Origin of the sequence: Mycetohabitans endofungorum (genome assembly GCF_037477895.1) — a bacterium.
Taxonomy (GTDB): Bacteria; Pseudomonadota; Gammaproteobacteria; order Burkholderiales; family Burkholderiaceae; genus Mycetohabitans.
Genome location: NZ_CP132744.1, coordinates 2,745,477 through 2,760,408, shown reverse-complemented (window position 1 = coordinate 2,760,408; position 14,932 = coordinate 2,745,477). Strand labels below are relative to the sequence as shown.

Sequence of the window (14,932 nt, the reverse complement as noted above, 5' to 3'; positions counted from 1 at the left end):
CGCTCGACGCGAACGGCACGGTTTCCCTCAGGAGTCTTCATAGGTTTGCATTTGAAGCTGTGGGACGCACTCAGCCGCAGATGCGACAACGCATTGCGGCGGCCGAGCGGCGTACTGGATTCTTGGGATAGCCGGAATTCTACCGCCAAACGCGTCAGGCGGGGCGAGTTATCCACAGGGTCGGTTCGGCGTTGTTGCCGCGGACGCTCGGGGCGGCAGCCTGCGCTGGTGAACGTAAAGTATTGACGCCGCAAAGAAAAGCAGTTTAAATAGCGGGTTCCGCGAAAACCGAATTTTTGGCTCGGCGTCGCACTGCCGTTGTGCTGGCGCGTCAGGTCCTTGCAAAGCACGCCGCAGCCCATCCTCCAACGAGTGAGAGCAACATGAAACGTACCTATCAACCGTCCGTGACGCGCCGCAAGCGCACCCATGGCTTCCGTGTTCGCATGAAGACCGCGGGCGGTCGCAAAGTCATCAACGCTCGCCGCGCGAAGGGCCGTAAGCGCTTGGCCGTCTAAGGCCGGCGTGACGCTGGGTGGCGATGGTCGGCAGCCGAGCAGCGCGGTTTGCGCACGTCGATGCCGGGCGATGCCCGCCATGGGTGAAATGATGCCGGGCAGCGCGGTGGGCTGGCCCACTAGATGAGAGGCCTGAGCGCGTGCGCACGACACCTGCTGGTTTCCCGAAGACTGCAAGGCTGCTGAAAACGGATGAGTTCTCATCCGTTTTTCGTTTGCGCCCATGGGCGCGTTCCGCTCACTTCGTATTGTACGGCCGCCCCACCGGGCAGGCTGCGCGGCTCGGTGTGGTGGTTGGCAAGAAGCAGGCGCCGCGCGCAGTCACGCGCAACCTGGTCAAGCGGCTGGTTCGCGAGGCGTTTCGCGTGCGACGCCTGGAGTTGACGGGCTGGGACGTGCTGATCCGGCTGTCGGGCAAGATCGATCGTGCGCAGTTTCCGAGTGCCGAGTCTGCGGCGCTCACGCAGATGCTGCAAGCGCAGATCGAGGGTTTGGTCGGGCGCGCGGTGCGCGAGGCCACCCGTCGCCCGGGCGGCGAACGGCTTATGCAGGCGCAGGCGTCGGTGCTCGCGCCGCAGCACGGGCAGCGCGCTCCGGCGGCCCCGGCCTCGTCGGGCACGGTGCCGGGCGATGGCCCGCCGGAGCGCGCGTCCACCGACACGCAGCAATGACATGCAAACGGTGTTGATCGCGCTCCTGCGCTTCTACAAGCTTGCCGTGAGCCCTTATCTCGGCGATCGATGCCGTTTTTATCCTTCATGTTCGGACTACGCGCGCGAGGCAATCCAGTATCATGGCGCCGCGCACGGGACCTATCTGGCAGTAAAGCGATTATGCCGCTGCCATCCGTTTTCGGCGGGCGGCGTCGACCCGGTGCCGCCGGTCCGCGCCGACAGGCGCTAGTCGCTCAGCTCATTCACCACGAGACAACGCATGGACATCAAACGTACCGTCCTATGGGTCATCTTCTTCATGTCAGTCGTCATGCTTTACGACAACTGGCAGCGGGACCATGGACGTCCGTCGCTGTTCTTCCCGAACACGACACCGACCCAGACGGCCGCTTCGGCGGTGCCCGGCACGACCACGCCGGGCACGCAGCCGGCGGACCTGCCGCAGACCGCGGAGCCGAGCAGCGCGCTTGGCACGACGCCCGCCGCGCAGCTCGCGGTGAAGGGCCAGCAGATCCACTTCAAGACGGACGTGTATGATGGCGACATCAGCACGGTGGGCGGCACGTTATCGCGGCTGTCGCTGGTCAAAGGGGGGAGCGGCAAGCAACCCGACCTGTACATCACGCTGTTCGACCAGACGGCCAACCATACGTACCTGGCGCGCACTGGTTTGATTGGCGGTGATTTCCCGAACCACAACGATGCGTTTACCGTCGTGCCGGGACCGACGTCGCTGGCGGATGGCGCGAACACGGTGTCGATCAGCCTCGAATCGCCGGTCAAAGGCGGCGTGAAGGTCGTAAAGACCTATACGTTCACGCGCGGCAGCTATGTGATCGGCGTCGATACAAAGATCGAGAACGTTGGCTCCACCCCGGTGACGCCGACGCTATACATGGAGTTGGTGCGCGACGACATGCCGGTCGAGACGCCACGTTTCTCGCATACGTTCATCGGTCCGGCTGTCTACACCGAGCAGCACAAATTCCAGAAGATGAGCTTCTCGGATCTGGACAAGGGCAAGCAGGACTACGCGTCGTCGGCCGATAATGGCTGGGTCGCGATGGTGCAGCACTATTTCGCCTCCGCTTGGATTCCGAAGGAGGGCGTGCAGCGCCAGTTCTATGCGGACAAATTCAGCCAGGCGCTGTACCGCGTTGGCATAAAGGAGCCGGTGCAGAGCATCGCCCCGGGCCAGAGTGTGAATGTGGCCGCGCGCCTGTTCGCCGGCCCGCAGGAGGAGCGTAAGCTGGAGAAGATCGCGCCGGGCCTGGAGCTGGTCAAGGACTACGGCTGGGTGACGATCATCGCGAAGCCGTTGTTCTGGCTGCTCGAGAAGATTCACGGCTTTGTCGGCAACTGGGGCTGGGCAATCGTGTTGCTGACGCTGCTGATCAAGGCGGTGTTCTTCCCGCTGTCGGCGGCTAGCTACAAATCGATGGCGCGGATGAAGGAGATCACACCGCGCATGCAGCAGATCCGCGAGCGTTTCAAGAGCGATCCGCAGAAGATGAACGCGGCGTTGATGGAGTTGTACAAATCCGAGAAGGTGAACCCGTTTGGCGGCTGCCTGCCAATCTTGATCCAGATCCCGGTGTTCATCTCGCTGTACTGGGTGCTGCTCTCGTCAGTCGAGATGCGCGGCGCGCCCTGGGTGCTGTGGATCCGTGATCTGTCGCAGCAGGATCCCTACTTTATCTTGCCGGTGTTGATGGCGGTCTCGATGTTTGCGCAGACCAAGCTGAACCCGACGCCGCCCGATCCGGTGCAAGCGAAGATGATGATGTTCATGCCGCTCGCATTCTCGGTAATGTTCTTCTTCTTCCCGGCCGGACTGGTGCTGTACTACGTCGTGAACAATGTGCTGTCGATTGCCCAGCAGTACTACATCACCCGGATGATAGGCAAGGGCAAGAAGGCCTGAGTCCGTGATGGTGAGGCGGGCAGCTTGACGAGGTGCCTGCCGCCGGCATGGGCCGTCGCGGTATCCGACGCGAATCGCCGGGCCGTCTGACTACAATGGACGCGAGCCGCTATCGACGGCGACCCGTATTGCCGCACCTATTTATTTAAGTTGATGCAAACCGATTCTGATCCGATCGTTGCGATTGCCACCGCACCGGGCCGTGGTGGCATAGGTGTGGTGCGTGTCTCGTTCGGCGCGGCCGGGGCCGACGCGGCCGCGCGGCTGATGGACGCATTGTTCCGCGATCGGCTTGCGCCCCGTCGTGCCGTCTATGTGCCGTTTTTCGATGCGACCGGCGTGCCGCTGGATCGCGGCATCGGTTTGTATTTCCCGGCACCCCATTCGTACACCGGCGAGCACGTCCTCGAACTGCAGGGGCATGGCGGGCCGGTTGTATTGCAACTCGTGCTGCAGCGATGCCTCGACGCTGGCCGCGACATCGGCCTGCGGCTCGCGCAGCCCGGCGAATTCACGCGACGCGCGTTCCTGAACGACAAGCTTGATCTCGCGCAGGCTGAAGCCGTGGCGGACCTAATCGAAGCCAGCACCGAGGCGGCCGCGCGCTCGGCCGGTCGTTCGTTGGAAGGGGCATTCTCGCGCGACATCCATCGGCTCGTCGACAAGGTCGTCGACCTGCGGATGCTGGTCGAGGCCACCCTCGATTTCCCGGAGGAGGAAATCGATTTTCTGGAGGCGGCCGACGCGCGCGGCAAGTTGGCGCATATCCGCGACGCATTGGCGGCCGTACAGCGCGATGCGAAACAAGGCGCGTTGCTGCGTGAGGGGCTGTCCGTCGTACTGGCCGGGCAACCGAACGTCGGCAAGTCCTCGCTGCTTAATGCGCTGGCGGGTGCCGAACTGGCAATCGTGACACCGATTGCCGGCACGACGCGGGATAAGGTTGCGCAGACCATTCAGATCGAAGGCATACCGCTGCACGTAATCGATACCGCCGGCCTGCGCGATACGCAAGACGAAGTGGAGCGGCTCGGTATTGCGCGGTCATGGCACGAAATCGAGCAAGCGGATGTCGTGCTGCACCTGCTGGATGCGCGTGACGGGATAAGCGTAGAGGATCATGCGATCGCCGCACGGTTTCCTGCCGGGGTGCCGGTGGTGCGGATTTTCAACAAGATCGACCTGGCAGACATCGAGCCGGAGGTGCGCGATGCCGGGGATGGCGCGGCGCGCGAGGTCAGGCTATCCGCAAAGGCGGCGCTCGGTATCGACCTGCTGCGCGCCGAACTGCTGCGCATTGCCGGCTGGCAGGCAGGCGCGGAAAGTGTCTATCTGGCGCGCGAGCGTCATTTGCGCGCATTGCGCACCGCAGGCGAGCATTTGGCGACGGCTGCGGAGCACGCGGCGCGCAATGCGCAAGCGCTCGATCTATTTGCCGAGGAGTTGCGACTGGCGCAGGAGCAATTGAACGCGATTACCGGTGAGTTCACGTCGGATGATTTGCTGGGTGTGATCTTCAGCCGGTTCTGTATTGGAAAGTAATGCAGGGTCCATAGACATCCGTTGGCAATCTTTAATGCCCTGAATATTTACCTGGACCGGCTCAAACTCGTCAATCCCGACCTGCCTCCGTTGGGCGTCACACCGCAAAACGACCTGTTTTGCTGTGGTATTGCACGCATGCCTGAATTTCATGCTAGCGGATCATTGTGCGTCGTAGCGCGCGACTGAGTCGGCTGACGACGGGGCGCAATAGCCGGAGTGCGTTGAGACGCTGCACCGCGTCTCGATTGTTCTTTTTTTGATAACAGTGAATTCGTGGATTAGATATTTACCCTTATTTGTCCGGCTCCTACACTGCATTTGCCGGCTACGGACCTTGACGTTTGTAGCTTCAATGTGAAACGAATAATCGGAGGTTGTGTCATGAATGCGCTGATCAAAGCTGTCGTCATTACCACTGTTGCCGCTGCTGCTGCGGCGCCGCTGACCTCGTTCGCACAAACGAACGCACCGCTCACGCACGCCCAAGTGCGGGCCGAGTTGATTGAACTCGAGCAAGTCGGCTACAACCCCGCCACGGCCAACGACTACGATTATCCGAACAACATCCAAGCGGCTGAGGCCCGCGTGGCGGCCAAGCATGCCGCTGAGCAACACGTCGCCGCACAAGCAGTGGGCGGCGTGGCCAGCGGTTCGACGCAGGCGGGCGGCCCGACCATTGCCCATGTGTCTCAATCCGTCTATATGGGGCACTGAGCCCGCCACTGGGAGGAGCCTGCCGGCGCCAACGGTATTCGCGGGTGCATCCGACGTTCAAGGTGGGTGAGGATAGCCTCGTGAGTGCTGCGTCGGCCGGCGATGACGGTGCAGCGCAAATCAAGCCGTGGTGTGCCGCACCGAGTGCCAGCGGGGCGCTGCAGCGGATGTATAGCTGAATGCCCATTCAACAGACTCGGATAGACAACTCCACATCGTCGTCTAACGGCGTGGACAGGTAGCCCTCCCCAGGCGAGCGTACGCGCGCCAGATAGTCGGGACTGTGGTTGGCGTTGTCGGCGACGATGAAGGCACCTGGCCTAAGGTGGCTTTCCACTTGGCTTAAAATTTCCGGATATAACCCCTTCGTGCCATCGAGTAGGAGCAGATCGATTGTTTCTGGCAAGTCGACGCTCAACGTCTGCAGCGCGTCGCCCTCCCGGATCTCGACCAGGTCGCTTAGTCCGCCGGCTGCGAGGTGATTGCGGGCCCGCGCCACCTTGGACGGTTCAAATTCACTCGTAATCAGCCTACCGCCGCCGTTGTCCCGCAACGCCGCCGCCAAATGCAGCGTCGAGATGCCGAACGAGGTGCCGAACTCGACGATCTCTGTGCGCCACAGCCGCGAGCCAGCATGTACAGCAGCATGCCTGTTGTCGCGAAACGGGCAGCGGTAGATCCCTGCACGCGCTCAATGGCGGCTGAGTCAACTAGCCGCGCGCAGGCGCATGTCTTTGCCCCTTTTCGTCGCTATCCGATTGCCTACAATAAAGTGATGAGTGTTCCCAATGGAGGGCAATCATGGAAGGCGAAACGGTTGCAGGCCTGATCGGTGGTGGATTAGGCTTCCTGATTCTATTGGCACTGTGGGGGTTTGAACTTTTATCACGTTGGCGCGAGCATCCGGAACGCAGCCGTGTACTTCATTGGATGGAGACTCGCCATCTGGCGGGATGGCTGCGCCGCCGTCATTGATTCGACGCCGCGTGCGTGGTGCGCCGGTGCGCAGGTGCGGCGTCATTCGTAAGCGGCCCCCTGAAACCGGCGGGTGATCGTGACGAATCGCGTCCCGCATCCGTCGATGATTAAGGCCGCGCGCGCTCGGCGCGGCCTTAATGCGTAACCGGTGCTCCTGCCATAGCCCGTCAATGAAAAGAAACACAACGATCACAATGGCAGTAAGAGTAATGCGTCCAGGATAATCTGCTCGGCCATGATCGGATCCCTACGCTAGTCCTTGTTCATTTGAGGACGCTGTACATTACCCGCCAGCATTTCCGCTTGCCCACTAGCATTCCAGCTAGCCAGTCAGCACCTGTATTTCCATCCTGCGCCCACATCGACACCCAGTCGGCGCGCCGCGACGGGCATGCTGGCCGGCGAGCGGAACTAGCGTGGAGGCTGTCAATGGGGCGTATGCCTACCCGGGCCAATCCGCGCGATCCATCGTGCGATGTGATTCGGATTGCCGCGCTTTGCTTATCCCGGCTCGGGGCACGTATGTGTCTTTCCCCCGGCGCTCTTTTATTCAGCAAGCGTTCCAGCGCCTCATTGATTTTTGGCGAAATGGCGCCGAGGGCTTACTCGTTGGGGGCTAGGTATTTTTATGCAGTCTTTAATGCGACAAACCACGCGCCATTTCGGCGACATACTGCAGCACGATATGTGCAATGCGTCAAAACGCTGCAATGCGCGTGGTAGGCATGTTACCGATGGGTGCGGCATTTTGGCCTATTGCGGTTGCACACAAATTCTGCTTGTGCTTCGCGTGCATTGGTCTACGATGGAACTGCTGCGTTTAACTTCAAATATAACATACCAAGGTATGCGCAGCTCACAGGAGAGAGATTCATGATGAAACGTACTGGGATGGTTTTTGCTCTCGTCACGCTTGCCGTCGCATTTTCCGCGGCGCAAGCCCAGGACAAAGTCGTCAAGTTGGCGCCGGACCAGACGTTCCGGTTCAAGGCAAATGCCTATGGATGCTTGTCACGCGATAAGCTGGACGCGGCTGATCAGCATGCGTTGGCCGGTGAACAAGGAAAAATGCAAGAGTTGTTCAATGCGTATCAATGCCTGTCGACGCCGGAGAATGACGAATTCAGAATTATCCGAGTAGTCGGGCATGCAATTGAATTTCAGAACGCGGGCAATCGCGATCCGAACGGCTTATGGACTTCGTACCGCTTTATCAAGCAATAGTGAAGAATGCCTGCATGGCGATGAATTGCTGTGTTCTGATACGAGCGCCGTACTGGTTTGAGGCACTGCGGTAGCCGGGATCCGCCCATACAAATGGGCTGGATCTCATCTTCTTTGCAGCGGTCGCGCAATGTCAATTCGGCGTTGACATTGTGCGACTCAGACGTGAAAATCTCGCTGTTTAGTACCACATCGTAAAATCCTTTCTCGTTGCCATCGATGAAGCGAAATGATGGCTGCAAAATGCAGGTGTAGCGGGATTTCGAACAAAAAACGACGAAGGGGCTATCGATTTTGTCGGAATAGATAAGACTGGCGCAGTAGTAGCGGCTGTTATTTTACACACGCCGTTTCATCGAAAAACCTTAGCATGGCGAGCGCCAAGCTAAGCGCGTCTTTTTTTATTTCACTGGTTCGACAAGTTGGGCAATGACTGACGTTGCCGCCGATTTGGCAACGGCATGGCCGCGTTCGGGCGTTTGCCACGAGCCGCGCCCAATTAGGCAGTGTTTTTTTAAGTTGATAAGGAGGTTGCGTGAAAAAGCATAAAAATGTTGGCGTTATCTGGTTGACGGCGGCGCTTGCCCTGGGACTAAGCGCGTGCGCGACGGAATCGTCGCGAACGCTGCCGGTGCCCGTGGTCAGCAGCGCCCAAACACCGTTCGCTGGCAAGCCGATGGGGATCGCCGTCGGCAAGTTCGATAACCGGTCTAGCTATATGCGCGGCATCTTTTCCGACGGAATCGACCGTCTCGGTGGACAGGCCAAGACGATCCTGGTTACGCGACTGCAACAGAGCCGCCGTTTTAACGTGCTCGATCGGAGCAATCTAGACGAGATTAAGCAGGAAGCTGGCTTCATGAAAAAGGCTCAGGCGATCAAGGGAGCCAATTTCGTCGTGACGGGCGACGTCACCGAGTTCGGTCGCAAGGAGGTCGGCGACCATCAACTGTTCGGCATCCTCGGGCGTGGCAAAGAGCAGGTCGCGTACGCAAAGGTCAATCTCAATGTCGTCAATACCGCGACGTCTGAAGTTGTGCTGTCGAGTCAGGGCGCGGGCGAGTACAGCGTGTCCAATCGGGAGGTCATCGGCTTTGGCGGTACGGCCGGCTATGACTCCACGCTGAATGGCAAGGTGCTAGATCTGGCCATTCAGGAAGCGGTCAACCACTTGGTTGAACAGGTCGATGCCGGCGCACTCGGCTCGGTGAAATGAAGCGGTCGCCCCGCGCTATGCCAATCGCTAAAAAAAGCAGTATGCATTTCCCTATCTTATTCAGAAAAAACGGATTGTCGCTGGTCGCGGCTGCGGCCTGGTTGACCGGCTGTGCCAGTCACCCGACCGTGCCGTTGTATCAATGGGACGCTTATCAGCCGCAGGTCTACGAGTACTTCAAAGGACAAGCGGCGCCAGAGCAGCAGATCGACGCCCTGGAAAAAGCGCTGCAACAAATTCGTGCGGCGGGAAATCGCCCGCCGCCGGGTTTTCATGCGCATCTCGGAATGCTGTATGCGAGCGCCGGCAAGGACCAGCAAGCCGCACAAGCATTCGAGGCCGAGAGGCAGTCGTTTCCCGAATCATCGCCGTACATGGACTTCCTGATGAAGAAGTCCAAGCAACCCTGAGCTGAGCGTCACTATGTTCAAGATCAGCAAGATCTCTTTACTGAAATCGCTATGCGTCGGTGCGATGCTCGCATTGCTGGCCGCATGTGCGGGCCCCGCCCAACGTCCTGACTACACGGCATTCAAGAGAAGTCAGCCGCGTTCAATCCTCGTGCTGCCGCCGGTGAATGAAACGTCGGACGTGAAGGCGACATACGGTTTGCTTTCGCAGATGACGCTTCCGTTGGCTGAGGCTGGATACTACGTGGTACCGGTGGCGCCCATGGAGGAGACGTTCAAGTACAACGGGCTGACCACTCCGACGGATATTCAAGGCGTCACGCCCGCGAAGCTTCGCGACATCTTCGGCGCCGACGCCGCACTCTATACGAAGGTCAAGCAATATGGCTCCGTCTACACCGTGCTCGACAGTAAGACGGTCGTGGCAGCATCGGCCAAGCTTGTCGATCTGAAAACCGGCGATGTGCTGTGGCAGGGCGAGGGGCGTGCGACCGGCGACGAGGTGGGCACCAACGTCAACGTCGGTGCATTTGGATTGGTTGGCATGTTGGCCCAGGCCGCGATTAAGCAGATTGCGCATACGCTGTCCGACGACAGCGTTGACGTTGCGAATCTAGCGAGCCGGCGCCTGTTGTCGGCCGGGCCGCCGACTGGCTTGCTTTACGGACCGCGCTCGCCGAAGTACGGAACCGATTGACGGCTGCATTGCTGCGTTTGCCCACGGGACGCGGTGTCGTGGTTGAGATGCGCAGCGGGCCATTTTCGGGCGCCCAGCCATCGATGCGGCGGTATCGCGGCTTGATCTTCGTGTGGTGACTATATTGCTCCTTCGATCCACTTTGGGAGTCGTTTCGATGGGGCAATTCATCAGCAGCCTGACACGGAGCAATAGGACGTCGCTTGAAAACCAGCAAGCAAGGACTGCGGAATCGACGCAACAGCAGAACACGCCGGCTCCGGCTCCACGCTACGCCAATACAACAGATCCTCTGCGAGGACTGCCAGGCCAAGCGGAACAGCAGCGCAGTTTGGCGAGTCGGCGTGGCCGGCCTCTTGCGTCAATCGATGTCGGGAGAGCCAATGGGTTATGGCGGAATGCCCCGGATCGACATCATGCCAACAGCCCTCCAGAGACCGTGGAAACGCCGGACGACGGCGTTTCCCTTACGCTATGGGGGCAGCGCAGGAACGACGACTACGGTGCGCCCGGCCTATCGTCGCCGGACATGCCGCCACTAACTCACGCCTCCACCCCCGAGTTTCCGGTCAATGCTGCGTTCCAGCACCCGCCGGCAGCTCAGCCCGTGAGCATGCCATCGGGGCTGCCGTCCCCAATCCCTGGCACGTCCTTGTTTACCGAGCAAGAGCGTCGGGGACTGGAGGATTTCTTCCGGAGTATGGAATAGCGACAGCGCCCATCCCGGAAGCGGCGGCTTGCCTCGACATCATCCGTCTAAACCGTGGCTATCGCCACCTCTTTTCGGCCTCAGAAGGGAGTGTGGTACTGACCGTGACCGACGATGAAACCAAAGCCTGAGTCGGTCGTTCGCCTGGTCAATGGCGACAACCATTTGGGCGCTTGATTCAATGCCGACGTAGCGGCAGATTTCCGGCAAAGGCTAGTTTTTGAGGCTTCGCGTCCGACCGATGAACGAAAAAAAAGCACTGGCGATCACTCGCAAGTGCTTAATTTAACTACAGAATTCTTTGGTGGGGCGTGAGTGACTCGAACACTCGACCTACGGATTAAGAGTCCGCTGCTCTACCAACTGAGCTAACGCCCCAACAGAAGGGGAATTATAGCAGGCTTTTTGCGGCGCGCGCACATTTTTTGGACCGGACATCCTCGTGCTGTGCCGCTCCCTATTCACGGCCGTCGCCTGCCTCTCACAGACGCCCCGATCGCTCCCCATCTCGAATCAAGCTCTAGACACTCCTCGAGCAAGCCCGTCTCAGCCCCAATATGATGTCGCCGGCACGTGCTCGACGGTACATTGTCCGTGCCATCTAGCCCCGCCACCCGAACTGAAAAGAAGCATTGCTCAATGAGTCTCGCCGCGATCGACTCGATGCTCGACAGCTTGTTTGCACCTGGGTCAAAGCATTTTAACTCCGGGCCGAGGCGCTCCACGACAATACGCTCACGCTGCGTCTGCCTTTTTCGGCCGCGCTCTGGCACGCTAGTGGCGTCATTCGCGGGCAAGTTTCCATGGCGGGCGGCGGATACCGCGATGGTTATTGGCCGCGCCCCGCAGCGCTGGCTCCGGCCGATGACCACCGTATCGCTGAACATAAGCTTTATGCGCGCGATGCGCACCGGCGATCCCGTGCAGCCCCGACGCACCTGCGCATCAACGCCGCATCCGCGCCGTGAGTGATTCCGGGTTCACGACGTTTTGCGTATCGCCGCCCAAATACGCGAGGATGTTGTTGAACGCCGCGCCGAAATACAGTTCATAGCTCTCGCGTTCCACATAGCCAATGTGCGGCGTGCAAATCGCATTTTCCATGCGCAGTAACGGATAGCCCTGCAGGATCGGCTCGCTTTCGAATACGTCCACCGCGACCATGCCCGGCCGCCCTTGATGAAGGGCTGATACGAGCGCGTTCTCCTCGAGCAGCTCGGCGCGACTCGTGTTGACGAACAGTGCCGTCGGTTTCATCTGCACCAGGTCATTGACGGTCACGATGCCGCGGGTCTCGTCGTGTAGCCGCAGATGTAGGCTCAGCACGTCGCTTTCGGCAAAGAGTTGCTCGCGCGTCTGCGTCACTTCAAAACCATCGCCTTTCGCCGCCTGCAACGAATGTTCGCGTCCGTAGATCAACACGGTCATGCCGAACGCGCGCCCGTAGTGGGCGACAATCTTGCCGATTTTCCCGTAGCCCCAGATGCCCAGCGTCTGCCCGCGCAGTACCTGGCCGAGTCCGAAGTTCGGTGGCAGCGCGGTGGTGCGCAAGCCTGATTGCTGCCAGGCACCTTGCTTGAGGTTCGCGACGTATTGAGGAATGCGACGCTGCGCCGCCATGATCAGCGCCCACGTCAGTTCGGCGGGCGCAACGGGCGAGCCGGTGCCTTCGAGCACCGGAATACTGCGCTCGGTGCACGCCTGCAGGTCCAGGTGGCTGGATACGCGGCCGGTCTGGCTGATGACTTTCAGTCGCGGTAGTTTGTCCAGCAATTGCGGCGTGATGCGCGTACGCTCGCGGATCAATACGAGCGCTTCGACTTCCGCGAGTCGGCTGACGAGTTGCCCGAGCCCGCGCACCGTGTTGTTGAACACCTTGACGTCATGCCCGGCGAGCAGTTGAAAACAGTTGAGCTTGCGGACGGCGTCTTGGTAGTCATCGAGGATGGCAATCTTCATGGGGACTTAGAACAGGGCGGTCTCTTGCGGTGCACCACTTGCACCGCGGACAGGGTGCTATGCTTGACGCTCTACCAGCAATGCAGTGATCGGCGGCACCGATGCGCCGAGACCGGAGAACCGCTTTCGTGCGCGTCAGCGCACCTATGCCGTGCCGAGAATCAAGCAGCCTTTTCAATTTCTAACAGCTTGTCGAGCGCCGATGCAAGCCACGTTACAAGATGGTACAAGCCGGCAAACTGCAATGTCCGCGACGTCTGTTGCGCACGCGCGCCCATTGGCGCGCGCCTCTCGCAGCCAGCATCGTCGGGCTCATACCGTTTCTTTCTTGTCAAAACGGAGACAGCTCCATGAATCAACCAGGAGGCACCCCCACCATTGATCCCGACATTCCGGCATACGTCAGGCACCGCAAGCTGATCGAGTGGGTCGAGCACGTCGCAGCGTTGACGCGGCCGGACCGCGTCGTCTGGTGCGATGGCTCTCAACAGGAATATGACTGGCTGTGCGACCAGATGGTTCGGCACGGAACGTTCAAAAAACTCAACGAAGCGAAGCGTCCGAACAGTTATCTCGCCTGCTCGGATCCGTCCGATGTCGCGCGGGTTGAGGACCGCACGTTCATCTGTTCGCAGCGCAAAGAGGACGCGGGTCCGACGAACAACTGGATCGATCCCAACCAGATGCGCACGACGCTTGGACAGCTTTTCGATGGCTCGATGGCCGGGCGCACGATGTACGTCGTGCCGTTTTCGATGGGACCGCTCGGCTCGCCGATTGCGCACATCGGCGTCGAGCTGACTGATAGCCCGTATGTGGTCGTGAACATGCGGATTATGACCCGGATGGGGCAGCCGGTCTACGACATACTCGGTGAGCACGGCCAGTTCGTGCCGTGCGTGCACTCGGTCGGCGCGCCGCTCGCCCAAGGTCAGTCCGATGTGCGCTGGCCGTGCAACGATACAAAATACATCGTGCACTTCCCGGAAACCCGCGAGATATGGAGCTACGGCTCAGGCTATGGCGGCAATGCATTGCTCGGCAAAAAGTGCTTCGCGCTGCGTATCGCGTCGACGATGGGTCGTGACGAAGGGTGGCTCGCCGAACACATGCTGATCCTGGGCGTGACTTCGCCGCAGGGGCGCAAGTACCATGTCGCTGCCGCGTTCCCGTCAGCCTGCGGCAAGACGAATTTCGCGATGCTGATTCCTCCGCAGGCGATGAACGGCTGGCGTGTGTCGACGATCGGCGATGACATCGCATGGATTAAGCCGGGCCAGGACGGCAGGCTGTACGCGATCAATCCGGAGGCCGGCTATTTTGGCGTCGCGCCGGGTACCAGTGAAAAGACCAATTTCAATGCGATGGCCACGTTGCGCCAGAACGTGATATTCACGAATGTCGCGCTGACCGATGATGGCGATGTCTGGTGGGAGGGCATGACGGACACGCCGCCTGCGCACCTGATCGATTGGCAAGGTCAGGACTGGACACCGCAGATTGCGCAAGAAGCCGGTCGCAAGGCCGCTCATCCGAACGCGCGCTTCACCGCGCCTGCATCGCAGTGCCCGTCGATCGATCCTGATTGGGAAAACCCGCAGGGTGTGGCGATCGACGCATTCATCTTCGGCGGCCGCCGCTCCAGTACCGTGCCTCTGGTGACCGAGGCACGTAATTGGGTGGAAGGCGTCTATATGGCCGCGACGATGGGTTCCGAGACGACGGCCGCCGCGGCGGGCCAACAAGGCGTCGTGCGTCGCGACCCATTCGCGATGCTGCCGTTTTGCGGCTACAACATGAGTGACTACTTCGCGCATTGGCTCGACATCGGCGCCCGGCTGCAAGCGCAAGGCGCGACGTTGCCTAGGATCTATTGCGTGAACTGGTTTCGCAAGGGCGCCGACGGCAAGTTTGTCTGGCCGGGTTTTGGCGACAACATGCGCGTTCTGCAGTGGATGCTCGGGCGCATCGACGGACAGGCGCGTGGTGTCGAGCATGTGTTTGGCGTTTCACCGCGCTATGAGGATATCGATTGGACCGGCCTGGCGTTTTCACGTCAACAGTTCGAGCAGGTCATGTCGGTTGACGCTGGCGTGTGGCGCGAGGAGCTGGCGTTGCACGGAGAACTGTTCGCCAAGCTGGAGCGCCGGCTGCCCGAGGCGTTGAGCCGAATCAAAGACCGAATCGAGCAACAACTCGCGGTCTAGTCCTTTTGCACAAAATCGGTGCGTGGTTGAGAGTTTTTGCGCTGAATAGTCCATTAGTACCACATTGCGCCGATTCCCCTACGAGGTTTCGGCGTTTTTTCGGAAAATGCTGTGCCGCAGTGCCGCAACTTATGCAGACTTTCGCAAGTCATAGGAA

Annotated in this window: 13 protein-coding genes, 1 tRNA gene and 1 pseudogene; 12 read left to right on the top strand and 3 right to left on the bottom strand. The window is 60.1% G+C overall.

Annotation, left to right across the window (positions count from 1 at the left end; genetic code table 11):
- Window positions 1–383 precede the first annotated feature (383 nt).
- From rpmH to RA167_RS12300, 6 genes are all read left to right on the top strand, one after another.
- Window positions 384–518 carry a 50S ribosomal protein L34 gene (rpmH, locus tag RA167_RS12325; RefSeq protein ID WP_006998755.1) on the top strand — a complete coding sequence of 45 codons (135 nt, stop codon included), beginning with the start codon at window positions 384–386 and terminating at the stop codon, window positions 516–518.
- 140 nt (window positions 519–658) lie between these two features.
- Window positions 659–1,189, top strand: a complete 531-nt coding sequence (rnpA, locus tag RA167_RS12320; protein WP_076785774.1) for a ribonuclease P protein component — start codon at window positions 659–661, stop codon at window positions 1,187–1,189.
- A gap of 1 nt (window position 1,190) precedes the next feature.
- Entirely contained in the window at window positions 1,191–1,421 is a 231-nt protein-coding gene (gene yidD / locus RA167_RS12315) for a membrane protein insertion efficiency factor YidD (protein ID WP_212667365.1), read from the top strand.
- A gap of 30 nt (window positions 1,422–1,451) precedes the next feature.
- Window positions 1,452–3,116: a membrane protein insertase YidC gene (gene yidC / locus RA167_RS12310; RefSeq protein ID WP_076785772.1), complete on the top strand. Its 1,665-nt coding sequence runs from the start codon at window positions 1,452–1,454 to the stop codon at window positions 3,114–3,116.
- 150 nt (window positions 3,117–3,266) lie between these two features.
- Window positions 3,267–4,658 (top strand): tRNA uridine-5-carboxymethylaminomethyl(34) synthesis GTPase MnmE, encoded by a 1,392-nt coding sequence (gene mnmE / locus RA167_RS12305; RefSeq protein ID WP_076785771.1) that lies wholly within the window; start codon window positions 3,267–3,269, stop codon window positions 4,656–4,658.
- A 384-nt stretch (window positions 4,659–5,042) separates the two neighbouring features.
- On the top strand, window positions 5,043–5,375 hold the full coding sequence (locus RA167_RS12300) for a DUF4148 domain-containing protein (RefSeq protein WP_076785770.1): 333 nt from the start codon (window positions 5,043–5,045) through the stop codon (window positions 5,373–5,375).
- 187 nt (window positions 5,376–5,562) lie between these two features.
- Here the strand turns inward: RA167_RS12300 and RA167_RS12295 are convergent.
- Window positions 5,563–6,058: pseudogene (locus RA167_RS12295) on the bottom strand (O-methyltransferase); the annotation flags it as partial.
- 118 nt (window positions 6,059–6,176) lie between these two features.
- Between RA167_RS12295 and RA167_RS12290 the strand changes: the two are divergent.
- The 5 genes from RA167_RS12290 (at window position 6,177) to RA167_RS12270 (ending at window position 9,900) form a co-directional block, all read left to right on the top strand.
- On the top strand, window positions 6,177–6,350 hold the full coding sequence (locus RA167_RS12290) for a hypothetical protein (RefSeq protein WP_170872433.1): 174 nt from the start codon (window positions 6,177–6,179) through the stop codon (window positions 6,348–6,350).
- A gap of 876 nt (window positions 6,351–7,226) precedes the next feature.
- Window positions 7,227–7,577 (top strand): surface attachment protein Sap1, encoded by a 351-nt coding sequence (gene sap1, locus RA167_RS12285; protein WP_076785769.1) that lies wholly within the window; start codon window positions 7,227–7,229, stop codon window positions 7,575–7,577.
- A 535-nt stretch (window positions 7,578–8,112) separates the two neighbouring features.
- Complete coding sequence (locus RA167_RS12280) at window positions 8,113–8,793, top strand: CsgG/HfaB family protein (protein ID WP_076785768.1); 681 nt, start codon at window positions 8,113–8,115, stop codon at window positions 8,791–8,793.
- 41 nt (window positions 8,794–8,834) lie between these two features.
- Window positions 8,835–9,203, top strand: coding sequence for a DUF4810 domain-containing protein (locus RA167_RS12275; protein WP_076785767.1), 369 nt, complete (start codon window positions 8,835–8,837; stop codon window positions 9,201–9,203).
- Window positions 9,204–9,216: 13 nt separating this feature from the next.
- Complete coding sequence (locus tag RA167_RS12270; protein ID WP_076785766.1) at window positions 9,217–9,900, top strand: DUF799 domain-containing protein; 684 nt, start codon at window positions 9,217–9,219, stop codon at window positions 9,898–9,900.
- Between the two features lie 1,011 nt (window positions 9,901–10,911).
- Here the strand turns inward: RA167_RS12270 and RA167_RS12265 are convergent.
- Both RA167_RS12265 and RA167_RS12260 read right to left on the bottom strand, forming a co-directional pair.
- Window positions 10,912–10,987 (bottom strand) — tRNA-Lys (locus tag RA167_RS12265).
- A gap of 567 nt (window positions 10,988–11,554) precedes the next feature.
- The gene (locus RA167_RS12260) at window positions 11,555–12,568 is read right to left on the bottom strand and encodes a D-2-hydroxyacid dehydrogenase family protein (RefSeq protein ID WP_076785765.1); all 1,014 of its coding nucleotides are present in this window, start codon (window positions 12,566–12,568) and stop codon (window positions 11,555–11,557) included.
- A 350-nt stretch (window positions 12,569–12,918) separates the two neighbouring features.
- On the opposite strand from RA167_RS12260, the gene RA167_RS12255 reads away from it, so the two are divergent.
- Complete coding sequence (locus RA167_RS12255; protein ID WP_076785764.1) at window positions 12,919–14,775, top strand: phosphoenolpyruvate carboxykinase (GTP); 1,857 nt, start codon at window positions 12,919–12,921, stop codon at window positions 14,773–14,775.
- Window positions 14,776–14,932: the final 157 nt, after the last annotated feature.

What these genes read in the sequence shown, in the direction of transcription:
- rpmH (WP_006998755.1), top strand. Translation starts at nt 384, where the DNA reads ATGAAACGTACCTATCAACCGTCCGTGACGCGCCGCAAGCGCACCCAT.
- yidD (WP_212667365.1), top strand. Translation starts at nt 1,191, where the DNA reads ATGCAAACGGTGTTGATCGCGCTCCTGCGCTTCTACAAGCTTGCCGTG.
- yidC (WP_076785772.1), top strand. Translation starts at nt 1,452, where the DNA reads ATGGACATCAAACGTACCGTCCTATGGGTCATCTTCTTCATGTCAGTC.
- RA167_RS12300 (WP_076785770.1), top strand. Translation starts at nt 5,043, where the DNA reads ATGAATGCGCTGATCAAAGCTGTCGTCATTACCACTGTTGCCGCTGCT.
- RA167_RS12290 (WP_170872433.1), top strand. Translation starts at nt 6,177, where the DNA reads ATGGAAGGCGAAACGGTTGCAGGCCTGATCGGTGGTGGATTAGGCTTC.
- sap1 (WP_076785769.1), top strand. Translation starts at nt 7,227, where the DNA reads ATGATGAAACGTACTGGGATGGTTTTTGCTCTCGTCACGCTTGCCGTC.
- RA167_RS12275 (WP_076785767.1), top strand. Translation starts at nt 8,835, where the DNA reads ATGCATTTCCCTATCTTATTCAGAAAAAACGGATTGTCGCTGGTCGCG.
- RA167_RS12270 (WP_076785766.1), top strand. Translation starts at nt 9,217, where the DNA reads ATGTTCAAGATCAGCAAGATCTCTTTACTGAAATCGCTATGCGTCGGT.
- RA167_RS12260 (WP_076785765.1), bottom strand. Translation starts at nt 12,568, where the DNA reads ATGAAGATTGCCATCCTCGATGACTACCAAGACGCCGTCCGCAAGCTC.
- RA167_RS12255 (WP_076785764.1), top strand. Translation starts at nt 12,919, where the DNA reads ATGAATCAACCAGGAGGCACCCCCACCATTGATCCCGACATTCCGGCA.